The 22,705-nt window shown below is 47.9% G+C and carries 18 protein-coding genes; 14 read left to right on the top strand and 4 right to left on the bottom strand.

Annotated elements, in window-relative coordinates:
* Positions 1-187 precede the first annotated feature (187 nt).
* The 14 genes from L0U89_RS12580 to L0U89_RS12515 all read left to right on the top strand — a co-directional run bounded on the left by L0U89_RS12580 (position 188) and on the right by L0U89_RS12515 (position 19,198).
* A complete protein-coding gene (locus L0U89_RS12580; RefSeq protein WP_234861846.1) occupies positions 188-1,627 on the top strand; it encodes a S1C family serine protease in 1,440 nt (479 codons plus the stop codon).
* 40 nt (positions 1,628-1,667) lie between these two features.
* Positions 1,668-2,084 carry a nucleotidyltransferase substrate binding protein gene (locus L0U89_RS12575; RefSeq protein WP_234861845.1) on the top strand — a complete coding sequence of 139 codons (417 nt, stop codon included), beginning with the start codon at positions 1,668-1,670 and terminating at the stop codon, positions 2,082-2,084.
* A 174-nt stretch (positions 2,085-2,258) separates the two neighbouring features.
* Positions 2,259-3,533, top strand: coding sequence for an LVIVD repeat-containing protein (locus L0U89_RS12570; protein ID WP_234861844.1), 1,275 nt, complete (start codon positions 2,259-2,261; stop codon positions 3,531-3,533).
* 24 nt (positions 3,534-3,557) lie between these two features.
* Positions 3,558-4,172 carry a hypothetical protein gene (locus L0U89_RS12565; RefSeq protein ID WP_234861843.1) on the top strand — a complete coding sequence of 205 codons (615 nt, stop codon included), beginning with the start codon at positions 3,558-3,560 and terminating at the stop codon, positions 4,170-4,172.
* Between the two features lie 505 nt (positions 4,173-4,677).
* On the top strand, positions 4,678-8,943 hold the full coding sequence (locus L0U89_RS12560; RefSeq protein WP_234861842.1) for an Ig-like domain-containing protein: 4,266 nt from the start codon (positions 4,678-4,680) through the stop codon (positions 8,941-8,943).
* A 2-nt stretch (positions 8,944-8,945) separates the two neighbouring features.
* Positions 8,946-9,866, top strand: coding sequence for a PorP/SprF family type IX secretion system membrane protein (locus L0U89_RS12555; RefSeq protein WP_234861841.1), 921 nt, complete (start codon positions 8,946-8,948; stop codon positions 9,864-9,866).
* 241 nt (positions 9,867-10,107) lie between these two features.
* Positions 10,108-10,824 carry an ABC transporter ATP-binding protein gene (locus L0U89_RS12550; RefSeq protein ID WP_234861840.1) on the top strand — a complete coding sequence of 239 codons (717 nt, stop codon included), beginning with the start codon at positions 10,108-10,110 and terminating at the stop codon, positions 10,822-10,824.
* Complete coding sequence (locus L0U89_RS12545) at positions 10,817-12,460, top strand: putative ABC exporter domain-containing protein (protein WP_234861839.1); 1,644 nt, start codon at positions 10,817-10,819, stop codon at positions 12,458-12,460. Before L0U89_RS12550 ends, L0U89_RS12545 begins: the two co-directional genes overlap by 8 nt.
* A gap of 2 nt (positions 12,461-12,462) precedes the next feature.
* Positions 12,463-12,951: a rhodanese-like domain-containing protein gene (locus L0U89_RS12540; protein WP_234861838.1), complete on the top strand. Its 489-nt coding sequence runs from the start codon at positions 12,463-12,465 to the stop codon at positions 12,949-12,951.
* A 72-nt stretch (positions 12,952-13,023) separates the two neighbouring features.
* Positions 13,024-14,190: a hypothetical protein gene (locus L0U89_RS12535; protein ID WP_234861837.1), complete on the top strand. Its 1,167-nt coding sequence runs from the start codon at positions 13,024-13,026 to the stop codon at positions 14,188-14,190.
* Between the two features lie 84 nt (positions 14,191-14,274).
* Positions 14,275-15,270, top strand: a complete 996-nt coding sequence (locus L0U89_RS12530) for an adenosine kinase (protein ID WP_008623478.1) — start codon at positions 14,275-14,277, stop codon at positions 15,268-15,270.
* 170 nt (positions 15,271-15,440) lie between these two features.
* Positions 15,441-16,976, top strand: coding sequence for a serine hydrolase (locus L0U89_RS12525; RefSeq protein WP_234861836.1), 1,536 nt, complete (start codon positions 15,441-15,443; stop codon positions 16,974-16,976).
* Positions 16,973-17,764, top strand: coding sequence for an agmatinase (speB, locus tag L0U89_RS12520; RefSeq protein WP_234861835.1), 792 nt, complete (start codon positions 16,973-16,975; stop codon positions 17,762-17,764). Before L0U89_RS12525 ends, speB begins: the two co-directional genes overlap by 4 nt.
* Before the next feature lie 24 nt (positions 17,765-17,788).
* On the top strand, positions 17,789-19,198 hold the full coding sequence (locus L0U89_RS12515; protein ID WP_234861834.1) for a Gfo/Idh/MocA family protein: 1,410 nt from the start codon (positions 17,789-17,791) through the stop codon (positions 19,196-19,198).
* Positions 19,199-19,254: 56 nt separating this feature from the next.
* Here the strand turns inward: L0U89_RS12515 and L0U89_RS12510 are convergent, their stop codons facing one another.
* The 4 genes from L0U89_RS12510 to L0U89_RS12495 form a co-directional block, all read right to left on the bottom strand.
* On the bottom strand, positions 19,255-21,237 hold the full coding sequence (locus tag L0U89_RS12510) for a M56 family metallopeptidase (RefSeq protein WP_234861833.1): 1,983 nt from the start codon (positions 21,235-21,237) through the stop codon (positions 19,255-19,257).
* Positions 21,237-21,611 carry a BlaI/MecI/CopY family transcriptional regulator gene (locus L0U89_RS12505; protein ID WP_234861832.1) on the bottom strand — a complete coding sequence of 125 codons (375 nt, stop codon included), beginning with the start codon at positions 21,609-21,611 and terminating at the stop codon, positions 21,237-21,239. The genes L0U89_RS12510 and L0U89_RS12505 overlap by 1 nt, the downstream gene beginning before the upstream one ends.
* 115 nt (positions 21,612-21,726) lie before the next feature.
* Positions 21,727-22,353: a nucleotidyl transferase AbiEii/AbiGii toxin family protein gene (locus tag L0U89_RS12500; RefSeq protein WP_234861831.1), complete on the bottom strand. Its 627-nt coding sequence runs from the start codon at positions 22,351-22,353 to the stop codon at positions 21,727-21,729.
* The gene (locus tag L0U89_RS12495; RefSeq protein ID WP_234861830.1) at positions 22,308-22,610 is read right to left on the bottom strand and encodes a DUF6922 domain-containing protein; all 303 of its coding nucleotides are present in this window, start codon (positions 22,608-22,610) and stop codon (positions 22,308-22,310) included. The genes L0U89_RS12500 and L0U89_RS12495 overlap by 46 nt, the downstream gene beginning before the upstream one ends.
* Between the last annotated feature and the right edge of the window lie 95 nt (positions 22,611-22,705).

Genomic DNA, 22,705 nt, shown 5'->3' with positions numbered 1-22,705 from the left:
GATTGACAAAATTGCAAGCTGACAGTGTTGGTGTCACGTCCATTGCAACTGACAAAATTACAAGCTTCATTGGGTTTTCCCTCAACTTTTCCAGTCTTTTTGATTGCCGTGGCAATTGGCATGAAAATCGGTATTTTCATTACTGCAATTGTTAAACTCAAAAATTCACGGATCGTTCAGATACAATATGGCAAATAATCTGAAAATTGTTTTTGTAGCCTTTGTGGCAGGCCTTATCGGCGCGTGGGCCTATGATTCTTTGAAGAGCAAAGAAGAGCCGGTATTTGGGAGCGAAATAAACATCCCCGAAAATGCCCGGCAACAGTACGTGCGCTATGACAGCGGGCCAAGTGCCGCTAACAATCCACCGATTTCCTTTGTGGAAGCTTCCGAAAAGAGCACTCCCTCGGTAGTGTTCATCAAAAACTTCTCGGGTACCGACCAAAGGCGCTACAGCATGTTTGACTTTTTCTTTGGTACCGGCCCGACGCAGCGGGTGAGTACAGGCTCGGGGGTGATCATCAGTGCGGATGGTTATATCATTACCAACAACCACGTGATCGATCGCGCGGAGGTTATTGAAGTGGTCCACCAAAAGCGCACCTATCCAGCCAAGCTCGTTGGGACGGACAAGAATACCGACATTGCAGTTTTGAAGATTGAAGGAAAGGGCCTTCCCGCCATCACCTTAGGCAATAGCCGAGAGCTGAAAATAGGCGAATGGGTAATAGCGGTGGGTAATCCTTTTAACTTGACCTCAACCGTGACAGCGGGCATCGTTTCCGCAAAAGAGCGGCAGATCAATATTCTTGGTGGTGAGTTTCCGTTGGAGTCCTTTATCCAAACCGATGCACCTATCAATCCCGGCAACTCAGGCGGAGCCTTGGTCAATGTCAGGGGAGAACTCGTGGGCATTAATACGGCCATCCTTTCCCGCACGGGTTCCTATACGGGATATGGATTTGCGGTGCCCGTGGACATTGCGATGAAAATTGCCAATGACCTGATCAAGTTTGGGGAAGTCCAAAAGGCAATACCCGGTATCGAAGTAGTGGAGATTACGCCGGAGTTGGCAGAAGAAATGAAATTGGGTTCTTTGGATGGTGTGATTGTGACCCATGTGGTTCGGGAAGGTGCTGCCGAGAAGGCTGGGATTGAGCGCAATGACGTGATTACCAAAATCGAAAACATCAACATCACCGGCAACGGAAGTTTCGAGGAAGTGCTTTCCTACTACTACCCCGGCGACAAGGTACGCGTCGTTTTCAAGCGTGGTGGAACCGAACGCAACGCAACCCTGACGCTTCAAAACCTCGAAGGCGGGACAGGCGTGCTGAAGCGGGAGTTTTACGCATCCGATCTGTTGGGTGCAAGGCTTGAATCTGTAAACACGATCGAAAAGGATAGGTTCAACATTTCCTATGGAATCAAAATCACCGGCATGAGTCGGGGCTACCTGAGGGATTTGGGCTTGAATAATGGTTTCGTCATTACACTCATCAACGGCGAGCCTGCCAAAAATCCCGAGGATGTCGGCAAGTTTTTGGAAAAATTCAGCGGAAGGCTGCGCTTGGAGGGATTCACACCGGGCGGGCAACCTTTCATGCAGTCATACAATGTGCGCTAAAATTCTTAACTTGAAGACTGTATAAAAATCGACCTTGAAGATGAAAACAACCGCCCCAAATTGCGAACAGTGTTTGGCAGACTTCTCCGAGGCCTTGCAGGAATTAAATGATGCGCTGTGGCAATATTCCCACAATCACAAGGATGACAAGTCGCAGCGGAAAGTCATCCGCCTCTTCGAACTCGCACATGAGATGGCCTTGATGACCATCGGTGAATATTTCCGAAAGCAGGGGAGAGGGTACTTTTCCGGCTCGAGGGATGCAACCGTGGAGGCTTTCAACGAGGAACTGATCGATGATGGCAAGGGCTGGCTGGACATGGTCATCGACCGGATTCAGTACAATCCTATTTATCAGGGTCTTGACCAAGGAGAGTTGGCGGATAAAATTGTCCACAAATACATTCACCTATTGGAGAATTTCCAAAGGAAAATAATCAGGAAATTGGAGGGCTAGATGAGCCCTCTTTTCTTTTGCGTGAGATCTTGTTGCAGCGATGAAATTTCTCCTTCCTTCGCTTTTCCAAAAAAAGATCGCGGTAGAAGGATTTTTTTCGATCCTTTCTGTCGCACTTCAAAAAACAGCTGCGTCTAGGGTTCAGAAGTTTTTCTTACCTCAAAACATTTTGCCATGAAGACCTATTTTCCTTCCCCCTTCTTTCGCTTCATGTCCCTGCTGCTGGCGGGCATGATGGTCTTGGTGCTTCCTTCTTGTCATGACGAAGTGACAAGTACCTATACTTTCAAGACGGTAATCCCCGTGTATCTTGAAATGAGTACAATCCGGGCAAAGGACATAGTGGTGGCACCGCCGCAGGAATTGGAAAATCCCGGTAAAATCTACATCTACGGCGACTATCTTTTTGTCAACGAGCCCCAAAAAGGGATTCATATCTTGGACAATTCCAATCCTGCCGCCCCGATCAATGTAAACTTCATCAAGATTGACGGAAACGTGGATTTGGCTATCAATTCGGGGATTCTCTATGCGGACAGTTATGTGGATCTGCTGGCATTTGACATCAATGACATCCGCAACGTGAAACTGGAGAATAGGGTCCAAGATGTCTTCAAGCACATGTACCATCACCACGACACCGGTGTGATCATTACTTATAAGGATACAGTCATGACTGCCGATTCCAACCAGATGTGGCATTGGGGAAGGCCTTGGGTAATGATGGATAGGGTAAACTTAAGTGCCCAGAGTGCCTCGCCCGGATCCCAAAGCTATGGACAGGGGGGATCGATGGCGCGGTTTACGCTGATGAGTGGGCACTTGTATGCCGTGGATGAATACAGCTTGCGCGTGTTTGACGTGGCGGACGCCAAGTTGCCGAAACACCTTAAAAATATCGACCTCGGCTGGGGGATTGAGACGATTTTCCCTTTTCAAGAAAAACTCTTCATCGGCTCCAACACCGGTATGCATATCTATGATGCCAAAATCCCCAGCGATCCAAGGGAAATGGCTGTTTACCAACATATTCTCGCCTGTGATCCTGTCGTAGTTAATGAGAAGCATGCATTTGTGACCTTGCGAAAAGGGGTCAACTGCAACAATGGCGTCAACGAGCTCCATGTCGTCGATATCCAAAACCCTCGTAATCCGACGCTTTTGAAGGCGTATCCTATGCTACATCCCCATGGCCTTTCCTTGACGGGGAACTTCCTTTATGTGGCAGAAGGCAAGCATGGGCTGAAGAGTTTTGATGTCAGCGATGTGATGGAGGTGGACAAGCATCAGCTCGAATTCCTGCAATCCATGAAGTCCGTTGACATTATCGCAGGTCCCAAATCGCTCATCGTCATTGGTCCGGATGGGGTTTGTCAGTTTGACTACAGCACGCCATCGGTCCTGAAACCGCTCAGCTGTATCCAAGTCAAAAATCCTGTCGTAGTTTAGGTTCTTTCGGCGATGGGCGAAGCTATGAAATTGAAAGTAATCCTTTTTTTGCTGTTTTACATGAGCTCTGTAGCCAATGCAGGAGCGCAGAAGTACTTCAACCAGACGGATTTTGGCGTGCTGATCGGAAGGGTGGAGGCTTGGGAAGACAATTTTGACACGAGACTGAATTTCACTTTCAGCACCTTCCACGGGGTCAAGATTCTCCCGGCCCATGCTGTCGGATTTTCTGTCGGGATAGACACTTACCCTGGCTTGAAAATCATGCCTTTGGCATTGGGCTGGAGGGGATTTCGGGAAAAAGGCAAAAAATACACCTGGTTTGCGGGGATGGACCTGGGAGGCGGTTCTACGATTTTGCAGAAAACTACACGCACCGAATGGTCCGAGAGTTGGTTTGATGGGGGAATTTTCGTCAGTCCCTCGATTGGCGTTCGGAAGAAACCCAAGGATGGAAATCATTCTTTTGTCTGGTCGATCGGCTACAAGCGTCAGGAGGCTTCCTTTTTCGAAGGCTTTTACGATTTTTCTGGGGTTCAACCTTTTTTCAATTCGAATATACCGGCCGGCTTTTCCTCCGTACGTACGGAGAAATATGCCTTCAATAGCTTTTTTGTGAAATGGGGGTTGATGTTTTGAGGGTTTTTGGTTAAAAATCCAAAGGCCCGAGAACTGATTTGCGGGCCGATTTATCAAGATTCTAACAGCGTTCCGGATTTCAAGTTTTGGCCAAGCTAAAGTGCGTTGCAGGTAAGTATCCTATTTTTTAAAAGCGAACAGTAACTCGGGGCGATTTTTCATCCTTCCTACCACCAGACCAAGGTAGATAGCCGTCCGTTTTTTGACACTATATTCATTATCATCAGGAATGCCTACCCATTGAAGGTTTTTTCTGCCCAATCACGCCCGTAATTACGCCGATTTCTTACTAATTCTAAATGCCAGGTGAAGTCATCCAATCAATAACAAAAAACACTTTTTTATTGATTGACTTAACAAAATTTTTGAGTAAAAAAATACCATTTTGTAGGTATTGTTTCATCAAGTCAAAAAAACAATATTTGAAATGCAGTTTTAATATATTTAAAAGCCTTTCGCCCATTTGCCTCACTTAAAGGATTGTTTAAACAATCAAAAACATAATATGCGTGTATCCTTTTGTCGACAGCTCAATCAGTCGATTCCTGTTCTGCTGATTCTTTTCACCCTATTTCTCTCTGGCATATCGAATTCCTTTGCCCAGGAAACCATCACCGACATCGACGGCAATGTGTATGAAACCGTGGTGATCGGCGATCAGCGCTGGATAAAAAGCAACCTCCGGGTGAAGCATTACCGCAACGGCGACCCCATTCCAGAGATTAAAGACCCTGGTGCCTGGGCAAATACAAGGTCAGGGGCATGGTGCTACCTTAACAATGACCCTGCTAATGAGGAACTTGGCCTTCTGTACAATGCCTATGCATTTTTGGACCCTCGGGGATTGGCACCGGAGGGCACCTATGTTACATCTCTTTGTGACTGGGGGGAATTAGCCATTGAATTGGAAGGAAGAAAATTCGTTGATTATCCGCTTAACGGTAATTCTATAGGAGATAAGATTAAGGTTCCATCTTTCTTCGATATTAATTCAGGATCTAATCCGAATAATTCCTCTGGACTTTCGTTCGTTCGAAGTGGGTTACGTGGTTACGATGGAACATTTTTTGATAACAATATCGCCTATCATTGGACTACTGATTTAAGTAGCGACGAAAATGGGATTAAGAGTTTTTATAAGAGTTGGGTTGCTGGTGCATACAAAGAATGGCTGAATTATTATGCTCAAGCTAATGAGGGGATATCCATCAGAGTAATCGTAGGTGAGCCAAAGGAGAGAACAGTTTTTAGAAAGGAAGAGCAGTCTTTTTGTGGTGTCTCTTATGTTAGTGATCTTGTTTTTTCTGTTCAAAGGGAGGATAGTTTCCGTTGTACATACACCCGCGAAATTGACTGCTACCGTCAAATTTCATGGTTCAAGGATATTGACTTTACTATTCCAGCACCTTATTACGGTGTTTTAAAGGATGGGGATATTCTCTATGGAAAGGCGGAATTTATTTTCAATGAACAGTTTGGTGGTACGATAGTTTGCTCTGAAGAAATCCTCGAAGTCACTGTCCGTATCCTTGAGCCCCAACCGCCTACTGGCGAGCAGAGCCAAGTATTCTGCGCCGGGGCGACGGTAGAGGATCTGGTGGCAGAAGGCGATGAAATTCGCTGGTACCCCACGCTCAACTCCACAACACCCATTGCCCCTGGCACGCTGTTGCAGAATTCGAGGTTTTACTATGCGGAAAACCGGGCCGGTACCTGCGTGAACCCCACCCGCCTACGTATTCAAGTCGAACTCGTCAGTCCTACCCAACCTACTGCGGAAGCCAACCAGGAAATCTGTGCAGGCACACGCCTTTCTGGCCTTGCGGTCCAAGGAACGGACCTAATCTGGTACTCGGAAGCAGGTGAGGAGCTTTCTGCTGAAACTTTGGTAGCAGACAATGTCACCTATTTTGTGGCGAGCAAAGTAGCTGATTGCGAAAGCAACAGGACTGCTGTTAGGACCGTTCTCAGCGGCCCCCCTTTACCTACCGCCACGGAAAACCAAGAGCTATGTCCCGGATCCAAGGTATCAGAACTGGTTGCTACAGGCCAGAATATACTTTGGTACGCTGTTGCCAGTGGAGGAAGTCCTTTGGATGCTGAAACACAGCTGGAAGATGGGAAAAGCTACTTTGCCACCCAGACTATGGACGGTTGTGAAAGTGGGAGTAGGAAAGAGGTCAGGGTATCGCTTTTGGCCGTCCCTCCAGTCACCGCTCCACAGCTGCAGGAATTTTGCAATGCATCAACGGTAGCCAATCTTCAGGCGACAGGTACCAATATCCGCTGGTATAGCGACCAAAGTCTCACGGCCGTACTTACTCCGAACAGTCCTTTGGAAAACGGAAGGACCTATTATGCTACCCAGACAATCAATGGTTGCGAGGGTCCAGCCCTTGCCGTACAGGTTGCAGTCAATGCTGTCAGCATTCCACAGGGTGAAAGCGAACAGACGTTCTGTCTAGGCGCTCAAGTCTCGGACCTGGTTGCCTCGGGAGCAGGGATCCAATGGTTTGCTGCGGCCACAGGCGGTACGGCACTTTCCAGTGCACAGCCGCTGCAGAATGGCTTGACATATTATGCAGAACAACGGATTGGAGACTGCCAAAGCGCGGCGAGACTCGCAGTGAGGGTTACAGTCTCTTCAGTAGATATTCCCGTCGCAGCAGCGACACAGACTTTTTGCGCGGGTGCTTTGGTATCAGATATCGCAGTCACGGGCCAGAATATCCGTTGGTATGCCTCCGCCACAGAAAATGACCCCCTTGCAAGCAATGAATCATTACAGGACGGTAGGATCTATTATGCCAGTCAGACAGTCGGCGGCTGTGAAAGCGTCTCCCGAAGAGCAGTTCGGGTCAGGGTGGTGATGGTGTCTCAGGTGAGTGCGCCGCAAAGTCAGGCCTTCTGTAATACGGCTACGGTAAGTAACCTACAGGCAACGGGAACAGCCATTCGTTGGTATGCTGACCAAAGCCTCACGACTTTGCTTGCCTCGACGAGCCCTTTGGAAAATGGACTTACCTATTATGCCACACAGACAATAGAAGGATGTGAAGGACCGTCCCTTGCTGTGCAGGTTGCCATCAATGCGGTACCGGCCCCTCAAGGAGATAGTGAACAGGGTTTCTGTACTGGTGCACTGGTATCGGATCTTGTTGCGACCGGGACAAATGTCCGTTGGTACAACACCGCTACCGGAGGAACCCCAATTCCAAATAATCTTCCGCTTCAAAATGGCAGCACCTATTATGCCGAGCAGACCATCGGCAGCTGCAATAGTGCCGTACGGTTGGCGGTGACAGTATCGGTATCCTCTGCTGACTTGCCTACCGCCTCCGCCAATCAGACCTTCTGTACCGGCGCATCCATCTCGGATATAGCCATCACCGGACAGAATGTCCGTTGGTATGCTTCTGCCACTGGGAATGATTTGTTGTCAAACACAGCACTATTGGTGGACGGCAGGACCTATTTTGCCACCCAGACGGTAGGTGGCTGCGAGAGTGCTTCGAGAAGGGAGGTTTTGGTGAGGGTGATCAATGTGCCGCAGGTTACTGCGGCGCAAAGTCAGGCCTTCTGCAACGCAGCCACGGTGAGCAATCTCCAAGCCACCGGCACAAATGTCCGTTGGTATGCGGACCAGAAACTGACAACGGCACTCAGCCCCAACAGTCCGGTTGAAAACGGCAGGACTTACTTTGCGACCCAGACCCAGGAGGGATGCGAGAGTGCGCCTGTCGCTGTACAGGTGACCGTCAACCAGGTGGCGCCTCCTACAGGGCTTTCTGACCAAGAATTCTGCAACGGAGCTTTTGTAGATCAACTCCAGGCCACGGGTACAGCAGTCCAGTGGTTTAGTAGCGGTACTGGTGGAAACCCATTGGCTGGGAACCTGCCGCTTCAGGATGGCAACATCTACTATGCAGAACAAACCCTTGGAAGTTGTAAAAGCGCAACAAGACTTGCAGTAAGGGTAAGAATCAACATTCCTCAGATTCCAGGAGGAGCTTCCCAACAGGAGTTCTGCGAGGGTGCAAGGGTATCCGAACTTCAGGCGACCGGCACTAATCTCGTTTGGTACAGAAATGCCTCCGGCCCTGAGACACTGAATCCGAATGATCCAATACAGGATGGAGGAGTTTATTTCGTGAGCCAGCGGACCGGTAATTGCGAAAGTGCCAGAAAGGAAATCAGGGCTTCAATCATTAGGATACAGTCTGCAGTGGCGGACGCGGAACAGCAATTCTGTGAGTCCGACCAGCCCACAGTAGCCAAGCTGTTTGCAGTGGGTGAGACCATTCGCTGGTACAGCAGTCCATCTGGTGGTCAGCCACTTTCGGAAAGTGAACGACTTCAGGACGGGCAGACCTACTATGCGGCGAACGTTTCGGGGAATCGTGGATGCGAGAGTTCAGTCCGGGTTGCAGTAAGGGCCATTGTTCAGCCATGCGAGGTGGAAGTGTTCAACATGGTCACGCGCGACGGGAACAATAAAAACGAATACCTGAAGATCAAGAACATTGAGTCTTTCCCAGAAAATCGGTTGGAAATCTATAACCGTCATGGAGTACTGGTATGGGCAGCTGACGGTTACGGCAAGGACGGGAAGTTCTTCTACGGTGAATCCAACCAGCCGGGTGTTTCGCAGCCCGAACTTGGGCTCCCAACTGGCAATTACCTGTATGCCTTGACTTATAAAAATCCTGCTGCAACCCTGCCAGTCCGCGTGACGGGATACCTCTATCTTCTCAACACCCAAAGGAAATGATCATGAAAAAAATAACGGTTGCTGCAATATTTTACTTGGCGATTGCTTTCGCAGTACAGGCACAGATAGATCCCAAGCTTTCGGTTTTCACCTTCAATCCCTTGATTTATAACCCGGCATTTGCGGGGGCAGGTGGTGGACTGAGCGCCATAGGAATCCATAGTTCGCAGTTTACGGGTTTCGACGGGGCCCCCAAGACTCAATACCTTTCGGCCCACGGGCTTTGGGAAGAAAGTAACCTTGGCCTGGGATTGGATTTCATCAATGATCAGTTTGGGGCTACAAAGGAAACAGGGTTCAATGCCAACATCTCCTATTACCTGCGCTTCAGTTCCAACCTCCGGATGGCTTTTGGGATGAAGGCGGGAATGAATTCGGTGCGGATGGATTACACAAACTTGAACATTTCAGATCCTGATGAAGATATCGTTCAAGATACGCAATTCAACATGATCCAACCCAACTTGGGATTTGGATTCTACCTCTTTTCGGAAAGTTTCTATTTTGGGCTTTCTACGCCGAGTGTGTTTCTGTCTGACAGGTATGACCCTTTCGAGCTTGGCGTCAGTGTGCGCGATGCGAGTTATTTCCTGATGACAGGTTTGCGCTTACCTGTAAGCGATATCGTCACAATCTCTCCAAACATTCTGGCGAGAAAACTGACAGGTGCCCCAACCAGTTATTTGACTTCCGTCATTGCTGATTTCTCGAACAATGCATTTTTCGGGTTCAATTGGGAGCATAAATCCAGCATCGGTTTGCTGGGAGGTTTGAGGTTTGGCGAGTATTTCAAGGGGGGATATGCCTATGATTTTCCGACCAACAGCCTTGGGAGATATACCCGCGGGACTCATACATTGTTCGTAAGTTTTAACCTCGATGGGTTCCAAAGAGCGTCTTCGATGCCTTGTTTTTACTATTGATTTGGTTAAAAAAGGAGAAAAGCACATTTTATTGCTTGGACAGTTACCTGTACTTAGGGGCAATTTTGTCCGCAGTCCCGTAGATCATTTTTCCAAAAAAATCCCTAATCCCAATTCTTGGGGTTTTCTGTTATTCTTTCTGTCATTTTTTGCAGGAGGTCATGTAAGAAAAAAGGAGCTGATGTAAACTCTTATCCGATTTCTTCGATTATAATTAGGTTTGAATCGAAATCGTGGATTTATGCTCGAAGTAACAGGTTTGGTCAAAAAGTACGGAAAGCAAAACGCCGTCAACAATATCAGTTTTTCACTTGCTGGAGGGGAAGTCGTTGGTCTCTTGGGCCCTAACGGTGCCGGGAAAAGTACCACCATGAAATGTATCGTAGGGCTGCTGCGGAAAAATGCGGGGGAGATTTTTCTCGGCGGTCACGACCATATGACCGTGGAAGCCAAGAAGCTTTTTTCCTATATACCCGAAACTCCCCATGTGTATGACCTACTGACGGTGCGGGAGCATCTGCAATTTATTGCGCAGGCCTATGGCGTGAAGAACTGGCAGGAAAAGGCCGAAGCATTGATGGACTTGTACGAATTGTCGGACAAACAGGATAAGTTGGGCCGGGACGTTTCCAAAGGCATGCGCCAAAAAGTATCGATCTGCTGTGCGCTGCTTCCTGATCCTCAGATCCTCTTTTTTGATGAACCGATGATTGGCCTTGATCCCAAGGCGATCAAAAACACCAAGAAGGTATTCAGGGACCTGAAAGAACAAGGCAAAACCATACTTGTCAGTACGCACCTGATCGATAGCGTGGAGACCATTGCCGACAGAATTATGATTATGAAAGACGGCAACATCATCGGCAATGACACGCTTGCCAACCTCAAGAGCAACTTTGGGGCGGAAGGGGATTCGAGTTTGGAGGATTTGTTTTTAGAATTGACAAAGGATGAATGAGTTTAAGCTTCTGTTGCGCAAGGACTTCTTTATCGTCCGCAACAATATCCGTTTGATTCTGAAAAACCCGCTGCGCTTGCTGCCCTATGCAGCAGTGTTGGCGTATTTCAGTTTTTTTTATTTTAGAAGGGGAGGGCGCAGCCAAGACATGGACGCCAGTCAGCTGGACACCCTGCAGGATGCGGCGGGCGAGGTACCGGAGGTTGATTTTGCGATGCAAAATGTAGTGGGAGGTCTCACCCTGTTGGCTTTGGCCTTTCTGATGTTCCAGCTTTATCGAGCTACCAAAAAAAATATCAGCTTTTTCACCATGGCAGACGTCAATTTTGTCTTCACAGCGCCGGTAAATCCATCCAATCTGCTCGTATATTATATGATCCGGTCGATTTTTCCGGCCCTGGGTGGGAGCTTGATTTTTATCCTTTACAGTACCGCGCAGCTCAACGACGTGTTTGACCTCAATGCATGGAACCTCATCATCATGTCGCTCGGGTTTACGTTCTTCTTCTTTATTATTTCCCCGATTCGCTTTTTGATCTACACCCTCAACACCAAGTATGGCATTCTGCCTTATATCCGAAACGGCATTTTCATCCTCGGAATCGTCCTTGCGCTGATGGTGATGATTCCAGGATTGATGGCGGAGAAATTTTGGCAGGGCATGTTTGCTTGGATTGGTTCACCCTGGTTTGATTTCTTCCCGCTCGTAGGTTGGAGTAGGGGCATTTTGTCCTACGTCAGCCATGGCAACGTGTGGATACCCCTAGGCTTTTCCTTGGTCTACATCATTTCATTCTTTCTGATCCTGTTTTTGGTCATCGCACATGCGGGAGCTTATTATGAAGACGTGTTGGAATCCACCAAATCCAACGAAGAGGTCAAAGAAAAGGCAATGGGAAAGGCAGAAGCCTCGGAGTCAACCGGAAGTCTGAATTTGAAAAAGAAACTCAATCTTCCTGATTTCGGAACGGGTGCGGTGGCTTTGTACTGGAGAAATTATGTCCACAGCTCGCGGCAGGACTTTCATCCGCTGTTTGGTTTATATGCCCTTGGCTTTGCTGGCATCGCGATCATTATGGCCGTCCTGTCCAATTTTGATTGGTTTTCGCATAAGATTATATATGGATATCTGGGGGTGATGATCATGATGTATTTCTTTGCCGGGATGGGCAGGACGAGTGTGGGCGATCTGAAAAAACCGTTTTTTATCCTTATCCCGGCGACTTGGACCTCCAAATTTATCAACATGATAAAGCTTGACCTGTACCAGACTGGTTTGTTTGGCGTAGGTTTGATCCTTCCCGCTGTGTTGATTGCCGGTCTGAGTTGGGGCTTGATTTTGCTTTTTCCGATTTGTCTCTTGGCTTTTTACCTCACGGGTTTTGCCATTACCCTTACTACCCAAGTAGGGTTTGATGAAGGTTGGGACCGGAAACTTATTCGCCCGGTCATCGTCGTAGGGGTAATTTTGTTTGGGATTCTGCCTTCGGTGGCGGCAGGATTTTTCGGTTATTTCATCACGGACAAGTTTGTCTACGGAATGCTGGGTTTGTCGATCGGAATGGTATTGGTAGCGACCTTGATGCTGCACCTGACCTTGGATATCATCAGTCGGGTGGAATTTAAAGAGATGTAAAAATGGGAAAGGGTTTATCTGTCTTGGCATTTTTGTTTTTCGTCAGTTTAACGGCATCGGCCCAAAGCTTGGCTTACAAAACCATGCTCAGCGGATTGTACGATGACGATTTCCCTTTGGCCTATTTGAATCAAACGGAGCTATTTTCGAAGGCTGTGTGGTTGGATACTCGGGAAAAGGAAGAGTATGAAGTCAGTCACATCAAGGGTGCCAAATGGGTAGGCTATGATACTTTTTCGCTGGGATCTGTCAAAAACATCCCCAAAGACCAACCCATCATTGTGTATTGCTCGGTCGGCGCGCGGAGTCAGGATATTGGGAAAAAGCTGCAGAAAGCAGGCTTCAAGCAGGTGTACAATCTGTATGGCGGGATTTTCCATTGGGTCAATGAGGGCAAGCCTGTGTACGCCGGCAATCGGCAGACACCAAAAATCCATACCTACAATGCCGCTTGGGGCATTTGGGTAGATAAGGGAGAAAAGGTCTATTAGCTTTTCTCCGACAAACCAACTTGTCGGACTTCTGAAATATTGCCTTATTTTTGACGGTTTAAACAACTGCTTATGAAGATTCTGGAAGTCACCACTCCAGCACAGGCGAAGGAATTTTTGGAAATGGCCGCCCGGCTTTACAAAAGTGAAAAGAACTGGATCAGGCCTTTGGACAAGGATATCGAGGGACTGTTCCATCCCGAGACAAACAAGCTTTACAGACAAGGAGCAAAAGCTAAAAGATGGCTGCTGTACAACGAGTCGGGGCAAACCATCGGCAGGGTGGCTGCATTTCTGCACCCAAAATGGAAAGAGTCCCAACCAACCGGTGGTGTGGGTTTTTTTGAATGTATTGACGACGTCAAGGCAGCATTTCTGTTGTTTGATACCGCCAAGGAATGGCTGGAATCAGAGGGAATGGAAGCCATGGATGGCCCGGTCAATTTTGGTGAAAGGGACAAATGGTGGGGCTTGTTGGTAGATGGGTACACCGAACCCAACTACGGCATGCCATGGAATTTTCCTTATTACCAACATTTCTTCGAATCCTATGGATTCCAGGTTTATTTCAAACAGTTTACCTACATGCGTGGCGTGAAGGACCCTGTTTTTGACCCGAAAATGGAGGACCGCGCCAAGGCGATCAGAAAGGATCCAGATTTCGTTTTTCGTCAAATTAAGAAAAGCGAGATCAAGGACAAGGCTCCGGAATATTTCATGCAGGTTTACAACAAGGCATGGGCAAAGTATATGGGCAAGTCACTGACTTTGAAAGAGACGAACTTGATGTTTGCCAAAATGGCGCCGATCATCGATCCGAGGTTGATTTATTTTGGATTCTACAAGGGCGAACCTGTGTCGTTTTTCATCAATATCCCAGAGATCAATCAGCTTTTCAAATATGTCAACGGCAAGATGGACCTGATCGGCAAACTCAAATTCATCTTTCACAAGACATTCAATCCGCCCAAAAAGATGCTCGGATTGGTTTTTGGTGTAGTTCCTGATTTTCAGGGAAAAGGAGTCGAAAGTGCGATGATTATGGCATATCGCGATGATATAGCCTTCAAAAGCAGTTTCAAATACGAAACCTTGGAAATGAACTGGATTGGGGATTTCAACCCGAAAATGATGCGGGTTTGCGAGCAACTCAACGCGACGATCTACAAAACACACCATACTTATAGGTACCTGTTTGACAGGACAAAACCCTTTGAGCGCCATAAGATCTTCTCATAATCTGCGGAAAAATCGGCTTGAATTCTATTCGTCAGCATTTTTTCCAATAACAAATCAACTAATCAACAATTCAACTAATTCCCAATGAAAAAATACGACGTCACAGGCATAGGAAATGCCTTGGTAGATATTGAGTTCAAGGTAACGAACGAGTTCCTTTTCGAAAATCGGGTGGAAAAAGGCCTCATGACCCTGGTCGATGAAACCCGCCAAAACGAACTCATGAAAGTCATCAACACCGCCGAGGCGAAAAAGCAATGTGGCGGTTCCGCGGCCAATACCGTGATCGCGGTGAGCCAGTTTGGTGGACAATCCTATTATTGCTGCAAGGTGGCAAACGACGAATTGGGCTACTTTTACTTGGAAGACCTCAAGAATTCAGGTGTGGACAACAGTCTCGAAGGAAAAGAGCCCGAGGAGGGCATCACGGGCAAATGCCTTGTCATGGTCACCGGTGATTCTGAAAGGACGATGAACACGTTTTTGGGCATTACCCAGACGTTCTCCGTCAATGACCTTAACGAGTGGGCGATCAGGGACTCCAAGTATTTGTTCATCGAGGGCTACTTGATCACCTCTCCAAATGGCAAAGAGGCGATGATGCAGGCGAAGCGAATTGCGGAGGCTGCGGGTACCAAGGTGGCGCTGACTTTTTCCGATCCTTCGATGGTGAAGTACTTTCGGGAAGGATTTGACGATGTGATTGGCTACAGCGTCGATCTGCTTTTCGCCAACGAGGAAGAAGCGATGCTCTTCACCGGCAAAGACAATATCCTGGAAGCACGGGAAGAAATGAAGAAATCCGCCAAGCATTTCGTGATTACCCAAGGCAAAAACGGGGCGATGATCTTTGATGGGGATACCTTTATCGATATCGAACCTTACAAAACCGTCGCTATCGACAGCAACGGGGCAGGGGACATGTTTGCAGGGGCGTTCCTTTACGGCATTACCAATGGGCATAGCTATGCTTCCAGCGGGAAACTTGCCTCCATGGCCAGTTCCAAAATCGTCAGCCAGTTTGGGCCACGACTGAAATGGCATGAAGCCAAGGAAATCTTGGCAAGGCTGAATCCCTGATTCAACGGGAATTCGTTTTTGGGAATAAATTCGGTTGGATGTCTTTCGGTGGTTTCCGCTTGGCATCCAACCTTTGTTTTTTATCATTTCCCACGCCGCTGATCTCTATTTCACTTTTTGTTTCCAACGCTTTTTCGCCAATTTAGCAGGACACCGATTCCACACACTTAATGAACAAGCGCCTGATCATTTCTTTTCTATTTCTTTTTTCCTGGGTAAATGTATACGCCCAAAAACTTCCCGATCCCAAGAAGCTGGATGCCTACTTCGCGAAAATGGTCCAGGATTGGGATGTGCCGGGTGCGAGTATTGGTGTCGTGAAGGATGGTAAATTGGTTTTTGTAGGAAATTACGGGGTCAAGGAAATTGGCAAGTCCGAGAAGCCGGATGAGCATACGCTTTATGCCATTGCCTCCAATTCCAAGGCTTTTACCTCAGCCATTATCGGCATGCTGGTGCAAGAAGGCAAACTCAAGTGGAATGACCGCGTAAAGGATTACCTCCCGTATTTCAGCCTTTTTGGCGACCCTTGGATTTCGTCCCAAGTGACGGTGCGGGATTTGTTGAGCCATCGGGTAGGATTGGGCACTTTCAGTGGGGATGTGATTTGGTACAAGTCACAGGCGACTCCGGAGCATTTTATCAAAATGGCTGGACAACTTCCCCAAGCTTATGACTTCAGGGCGGGCTACGGCTATTCCAACCTCATGTACATCACAGCGGGCGAACTGATCCGTGTGGTCAGTGGCAAGACTTGGGCGGAACAGGTGCAGGAGCGGATTTTTGCCCCTTTGGGTATGGACAGGACGACCACGACGATCGCGGATATGGGAAAAAAAGGAAACTTCACGACGCCGCATGGCAGGGAGGAAGGGAAAAACTTCCCGATCAAATTTGAAGGATGGGAGCATGTCGGTGCTACGGGCGGGATCATTTCTTCGGTCCACGATATGGCCAAGTGGATGGTTTTCAATCTTGACCATGGTATCATCGGGCAAGATACTTTGCTGAGTAGGTCTACCCGCAACCTTGTCTGGACACAGCATAATGTGTTTCCGGTTGACCACACTGCCAAAAACGACCTTGGGCGCCACTTCAACGGCTATGGGCTTGGCTGGACTGTGGGTGATTTTCACGGCAAACTGATGGTCGGGCATACCGGTGGGTATGATGGAATGATCACGGCGGTGACGCTTATCCCAGAGGAAAAACTGGGTGTCGTGGTGCTGACCAACGGGCATAAAAGCCCAATCATGGCCGCCACTTATTATGCTTTGGACCAATTTCTTGGGACTGGCAGCAAGGATTGGTCGGGCGATATGCTGAAAAGGACCAATGAGAATGAGAAAAATGATACCCGAATTGCCGATTTGAAAAAGGCCAAGGTTACGGGCACCAAGCAGACACATCCTTCAAACGTGTATGCAGGAACCTACCATTCGGATATCTATGGCAAAATCAGCGTCGAGGAGAAGGACGGAAACTTGAGGCTGCTGTTTGCCGATTCGCCACGATTGAATGCGACGCTTAGACATTGGCACTATGATACCTTTGAAATCCTGTGGGACGAGAAACATGCCTGGTTCAGCTTCGGGATTGTAAAGTTCAACCTGGATGGTAAACTGCAGGTTATTGGGATGGATTTCGAGGTGCCAAACGACGACATTTTCTTTGAGGAACTGAAACCTGTAAAAATCAAACCATGATCAAGGTCTTAGGAATTCCTTTTGATAGCAATAGTTCTTTCCTGAGGGGCCCCTATTTGGCACCACCAAGAATTCGCCTGATGGCTGCGGAAGGATCAGCAAACAACTATACCGAGGAAGGGCAGGAAATCATTGCGGGAAGGGATTATGAGGATTTGGGTGACTTGTCTTTTGCCAGCCAGGATTCCCAAAAGGCCTATGAGCAAATCAAACGATATGTCGGCGAAGCCATAGCGGACGAAAGCAAACTGCTGAGTTTGGGAGGAGATCATTCGATCGCTTATCCCGTAATAGAAGCCCATGCCTTGAAACATGGCCCCATGCATGTATTGCAGTTGGATGCCCATGGAGACCTATATCATGATTTCGAGAGCAATCCGTTTTCCCATGCTTCGCCCTTTGCGAGATTGTTGGAGAAAGGTGTGCTGCAGTCCCTTACCCAAGTGGGCATAAGGACCTTGACCCAGCATCAGCGGGAACAGGCGGCCAAGTACAAGGTCAAGATCGTCGAAATGAAGGACTTCAGTTTAGAGTTCGTTTCAGCTTTGGATGGGCCGTTGTATATTTCCTTGGATATTGATGTCTTGGATCCTGCCTTTGCGCCCGGCGTTTCGCATTATGAGCCAGGAGGAATGAGCACCCGGCAATTGCTGGATTTGCTCCTGGCTGTCAAAGTGCCAGTAATCGGAGCAGATTTGGTAGAATACAATCCGATTCGCGACCATCATCAGATGACAGCTATGGTTGCGTTTAAGTTGATGAAGGAGCTGATTGCCAAATTGAAATAGAAAACCTTTTGAACCCTTATGACCATGAAAAACGAAAAACCACCCGTTTCCAGAAGAGATTTTGTAAAAGCAGCTGCGCTCAGCGGCGCAGGAATGATGATTGTGCCCCGACATGTGATCGGTGGGCCGGGCTACACCGCGCCAAGTGATAAAGTCAACTTGGCTATCATCGGCGCCGGTGGAAAAGGCAAGCAGAATGCCCAGGATTTTTTGAAAGTGGAAAACGTCAACATTGCCGCTGTGGCAGATCCAGCCTACTACTGGAACCTGGCTGATTTCTATTATCGCTCAGAGGCAGGCAGAGGCCCGGTCGCCGCCCTGATTGAGGCGCACAATGATGCCAAAGGAGAAAGCAAAAGGGTCGCCCAATACACGGATTTCCGCAAGTTGATGGAAAACTCCGCCGACATTGACGGTGTCGTCATCTCTACGCCTGACCATACCCATGCCTATATTGCCCTGATGGCTTTGAAAATGGGCAAGCACGTCTATTGCGAAAAACCATTGACCCACAATATTTGGGAAGCCCGTGAAGTTGCGAAGGTTACCCGGGAAACGGGTTTGATGACTCAGATGGGAAATATGGGCCACTCGGCTGACGGAATCCGTGAAACGGTAGAGTACCTCCGTGCGGGAGTAATCGGGGAAGTCAAAGAATGTCATGCTTGGGTACCTGCGGGCCGTTGGTTACCCGGATTGAGGGGTTTGCCACAGGGCCAAAGCACCATGCCCATTGGTTTTGATTGGGATCAATGGATAGGTCCAAGGGAAATGGTGCCTTTTCACAAGGACTATGTACCCGTTACCTGGAGGGATTTTTGGGATTATGGCTGCGGTGCTTTGGGGGATTTTGGTTGCCATGACCTAGACGCGGTGACTTGGGCATTTGATCTTAAAAGTCCTGATAGCGTGCAGGTGTTTCCGGCAGGCTATTCCGACCGGAAAATTGCCCCTTATGGAGAAATTGGTTATTTCAATTTTTCTGCCAATGGCCAGCAGAAAGCCATGAAAATCACCTGGTATTCCGGAGGATTGAGGCCAGACCTGCATCCGGCTTTACCAAAAGGTTATGTGTATCCGGCAAGGGCATCCATGTTTGTGGGTACCAAAGGGATTATCATCAATGATGGAAGCAATCGCAAGCCCCAAGTGTTTCCGGAGTCTTTCCGCAACAATATCAAAGTTCCGAAACCCAGCCTGACAAGGTCAAAGGGTCATTTTCAGGATTGGATTGATGCGATTAGAAACAAAGAACAGTCTTCTGCCAATTTCGAATATGGTTCCAGATTGACCGAGATTACGCTCTTGGGTGTGTTGTCGCTCAGGTTGGGAGGAAAGCTCATCGAATGGGATTATGACAATATGAAAGCGAAAGGAATTCCGGATGCCGACCAGTATATCAAGGAGCCGGTCAGAAGCGGTTGGGAAATGTAGGAATCGGTAAAATTTGTTGGATGGTATTCGACACTAAAGCGAACAAAAAAGGGGGCTCAATTGCCCCCTTTTTTGGTTGATTCCTGTAGTGTCCGTTGGAGTTCCTGCAACTGCTGCTGGTGTTCACGCTGCCAAGCTTCCATCTTGCGCTGAAACTGCTCCATTTTGACTTGGTTTTCTTGCTGCCAGGCTTCCATTCTTCGCTGGAATTCCTCCATTTTGGGTTGGTTTGCTTTTTGCCATTCCTCCATTTTCTTTTGAAATTCTTCGATGCGTGGCTGATTCTCTTGCTCCCATGCCTTCATTTTCGCTTGGAATTCCTCGACCTTGGGAGCAAGTTCTTTCTCCCAAGCTTCGTTCTTTTTTTGCCATTCTTCGATCCTTTCCTTGTTGGCCTCGTTCCATTTTTCCATCGCTTCGGCTACCTTTTTTTCGTAATCCGCATATTTCGCCTGCCTTTCAGCCCGTTTCTTTTCGATTTCGGCCTTGGACATTTTGGTCGTGTCAAACTTGTACTGGAAAGAGTACCCGAATCCATTGGCAGTATCGGGGAAAAAGTAGATGTCTGCGGGGAATTCAATCGCTGGTGCAAAATCAAAATCCATTTGCGGCATATCACTCATATCGAACAAGGGGACCAGTGGCGCTTCAAATTCCATTTGCGGCATAGAAAACTCAAACGGGGGAATCGGAGCACCTTCAATGCTAAATGGCGCTACCGGAAATTCCTTAAAGAGACCACCCATATCCGCCAATCCTTCGAATAGGGGCTTCATGTCTTTGAAAAAGACCCCCATGTCTTTGAATGCTTCCATTTCCTTTTTGAACTTCTCCTGCTGTTCGGGGCTCATTTTGTCCCAATCCAAATAGACCCTCACTGAATCTTTTGGCGGGATCGTGTCACTTTTTGCCGATGTATATTGGCTGGTCCAGTCTCCCTCTATTGTGGTCAGGTTCAATTCGGTAGCCATCAGGTCATCAAAAGACTCCTTGGATGTCTTGTCGCTTGCGCCGACCAGTAGGGTGGCGCCAAGCATCAGCGTTGTCATCATCGTCATTGTGGTTAAAGTAGTTGGTTGTGAAGTAGTAGGTTTGATTCCCATGATCCGCTTGATCCTGTCGAGTGTCGGGTTTTTGGGTCTCCCTGTGGCGGCCATCGCCATTTCGGGACTTTGTTTTTTCGCATGGTTCAGGACATTGGCAAGGCCATAAGCCAGATCTTTGGGTGCTATGCCCATCTTGATGGCCAGGTCGTCGCAGGCATTTTCCCTTTGTTCTTTCGCGATTTTGTTGATCCACCAGAAGATCGGGTGGAAAAAGAACACGATTTCCAAAAAGGATTGCAACAGGTTGACGAGGTAGTCATGCCGCTTGATATGGGCGAGTTCGTGTGCAATGATCGCTTCGAGTTGCTGGGGGGAAAGCTGGAAGAATAGCCCTGCAGGAATCAGGATGACTGGTTTCCACACGCCGTAGGTCATAGGCATGTCGATATGGATGCTTTTCAGCAGCTTTACGGTACTTCCCAAACGAAGGGAGCGCAATTGGTTTTCGAGAATTTCCTGCCATATATGATCGGCAGGTTCATGCTTTTTATGCCGTAGATTCCTGATATCGGCAAGGGAGGTGCCGAGCTTTACCAAAAACAGCATGGCACCCAAAAACCAGACTTGCACCAATGTCGGGATCCAGTTTTCGATCCTTTTGGAAACGATCATCCAGTCGGAGGGCGCTGCAAGGAGGTATTCGGCCTTGGTTTCAGTCGATTTGTCGATTGCGACAGATAGCACATTCATATCCGCTGTCGTGGATGCGGCTTCGGGGATAGAATAGATGAAAGTTCCCAAAGCCAACATAGAGATCAACACAAGTGCTGAAATGCTCAGTCGGTACTTGAATGCAGCTGATTTTTGTCGGGAAGCAAGCAAAGTAACCCAAAGCAGCAGGCCAACACCTGCGACCTGCCAGATGGCGTGGACGATCATCCAACCCAAGGCAAATAGATATCTCTCAGGGACGAGATTTTGGAGCGTTTCCATCATTGATCCTTTTCGAGTTGGTTGAGAAATGCGCGGATTTCATCGAGTTCTTCCTGGGAAGGTTTGGCTTGTCCCAAGGCCTGCATCACAAGGTTTTTTGCGCTTCCGCCAAAAGCCGTGGCCACGAAATCGCTCACGAGACCTTTTCGGGTAACCTGTTCGTCCACGGCCGGACGGTACACATGGGTCCTGTTTTGCTCGTCGCGGAGGAGGAGTCCCTTTGCATGCATGATCTGCATGATTTTGAGCGTGGTCGTGTAGCCGGTGTCCTTGGTGAGGGCGAGGCGTTCGTGGATATCCCGCACCGTGGCAGTCTTCAACTCCCAAAGGATGGAGAGGATTTCCAGTTCGGATTCTGTTGGTTTGGCTTGCATAGTGGTTAATACGATTCGTTTCGTACAAAGTTATACGAAGTGCATCGTAATGCAAGAATTGGGTACGATTTTTTTCGTAAAAAGATGTTAAAATAATGATAAAGCAATAGTTGGCTCAAAGAAGATACTCTCTTACTTTTCCCCGGATAAAATCCTTTACCGACTCCCAAGTCTGCCCTTTGAGGCTGATGGGATCTTGGTCTTCTTCGGCGTCGGCAAAATAGGTCAATGATTCTGGTGTCGAGATATCCATATAGTTGGTTTTGAATTTTAGTCGATGGAACTCCACAAAATCCCGTACCGAAAAACGTTCCAACAGCGCGGCGATATCCCAAAAGTCCTTCTTTTTCCCCCTTCCCAATATTGCCTGCACTTTCATCGCTACGATATCTTCTAAGGAGAAGAAGCGGAGGCCCTCGATTGTATGAATCGGTCTGATCAAAGGGTGTGGATGCCTGACGATATCTACCTTTGTATGTTTGATAAAACAAAATATTCCGAAATGCGGAGGCTTTTTTTCCATTTCAAAGGCAGGTCCATATCTTTTTTCCAACGCAACAATGACATCCTCATTCGAAAAACTTGAAGTGGAGAAATAGTCTAGGTCCACGGAAATCCGATGGCCAAAAATAAGGGATAATGCAGTGCCTCCAACCAATGCAAATTCCTTCAGAGCAGGAATTTCATTTAGTTCGACTAGTATGGAAAAAGTTCCGGGTTCGACTGTCTGAGTTTGTAGCATCGGAAATCAGTTATCCCTCGATCGATTACAGCCGCGGCGAGGTACATGCGTGTTTCAGGTAGGAATTTTGCGTTAAGAAGTACCTCCCTAATCCGGTCATCGCCATAATATCGCCTGCAATTTCTGATATCTTCGACATCTCCCCGTTCAAATACCCGGGTGATGACGAAGGCGGATTTCTGGTCATAGTCTATTTGGTCAAACGCCACATCCCAGAAAATACGTTTGTCAAAAATCGGCTTTGGTTTTGTGTCCATGTTCGCAGAAAAGGGTTTCCGATCCAAAAGTTAAAGATAAATGCGGACTTTGAAACCCAAAGAACAAAAACAGTGCGCTCTTGTCCCCACCAATT

It is taken from the genome of Mariniradius sediminis, assembly GCF_021491425.1.
Classification (GTDB): Bacteria; Bacteroidota; Bacteroidia; order Cytophagales; family Cyclobacteriaceae; genus Mariniradius; species Mariniradius saccharolyticus.
The sequence above is the reverse complement of the archived record's forward strand: the minus strand, read 5'-3'. Positions and strand labels throughout refer to the sequence as shown.

Bases quoted from the DNA above. Each gene is read 5' to 3' on its own strand.
- L0U89_RS12565 (WP_234861843.1), top strand. From the start codon at position 3,558: ATGAAATTGAAAGTAATCCTTTTTTTGCTGTTTTACATGAGCTCTGTA.
- L0U89_RS12515 (WP_234861834.1), top strand. From the start codon at position 17,789: ATGAAAAACGAAAAACCACCCGTTTCCAGAAGAGATTTTGTAAAAGCA.
- L0U89_RS12550 (WP_234861840.1), top strand. From the start codon at position 10,108: ATGCTCGAAGTAACAGGTTTGGTCAAAAAGTACGGAAAGCAAAACGCC.
- L0U89_RS12580 (WP_234861846.1), top strand. From the start codon at position 188: ATGGCAAATAATCTGAAAATTGTTTTTGTAGCCTTTGTGGCAGGCCTT.
- L0U89_RS12510 (WP_234861833.1), bottom strand. From the start codon at position 21,237: ATGGAAACGCTCCAAAATCTCGTCCCTGAGAGATATCTATTTGCCTTG.
- L0U89_RS12505 (WP_234861832.1), bottom strand. From the start codon at position 21,611: ATGCAAGCCAAACCAACAGAATCCGAACTGGAAATCCTCTCCATCCTT.
- L0U89_RS12540 (WP_234861838.1), top strand. From the start codon at position 12,463: ATGGGAAAGGGTTTATCTGTCTTGGCATTTTTGTTTTTCGTCAGTTTA.
- L0U89_RS12535 (WP_234861837.1), top strand. From the start codon at position 13,024: ATGAAGATTCTGGAAGTCACCACTCCAGCACAGGCGAAGGAATTTTTG.
- L0U89_RS12525 (WP_234861836.1), top strand. From the start codon at position 15,441: ATGAACAAGCGCCTGATCATTTCTTTTCTATTTCTTTTTTCCTGGGTA.
- speB (WP_234861835.1), top strand. From the start codon at position 16,973: ATGATCAAGGTCTTAGGAATTCCTTTTGATAGCAATAGTTCTTTCCTG.
- L0U89_RS12530 (WP_008623478.1), top strand. From the start codon at position 14,275: ATGAAAAAATACGACGTCACAGGCATAGGAAATGCCTTGGTAGATATT.
- L0U89_RS12570 (WP_234861844.1), top strand. From the start codon at position 2,259: ATGAAGACCTATTTTCCTTCCCCCTTCTTTCGCTTCATGTCCCTGCTG.
- L0U89_RS12555 (WP_234861841.1), top strand. From the start codon at position 8,946: ATGAAAAAAATAACGGTTGCTGCAATATTTTACTTGGCGATTGCTTTC.
- L0U89_RS12575 (WP_234861845.1), top strand. From the start codon at position 1,668: ATGAAAACAACCGCCCCAAATTGCGAACAGTGTTTGGCAGACTTCTCC.
- L0U89_RS12545 (WP_234861839.1), top strand. From the start codon at position 10,817: ATGAATGAGTTTAAGCTTCTGTTGCGCAAGGACTTCTTTATCGTCCGC.
- L0U89_RS12500 (WP_234861831.1), bottom strand. From the start codon at position 22,353: ATGCTACAAACTCAGACAGTCGAACCCGGAACTTTTTCCATACTAGTC.
- L0U89_RS12495 (WP_234861830.1), bottom strand. From the start codon at position 22,610: ATGGACACAAAACCAAAGCCGATTTTTGACAAACGTATTTTCTGGGAT.
- L0U89_RS12560 (WP_234861842.1), top strand. From the start codon at position 4,678: ATGCGTGTATCCTTTTGTCGACAGCTCAATCAGTCGATTCCTGTTCTG.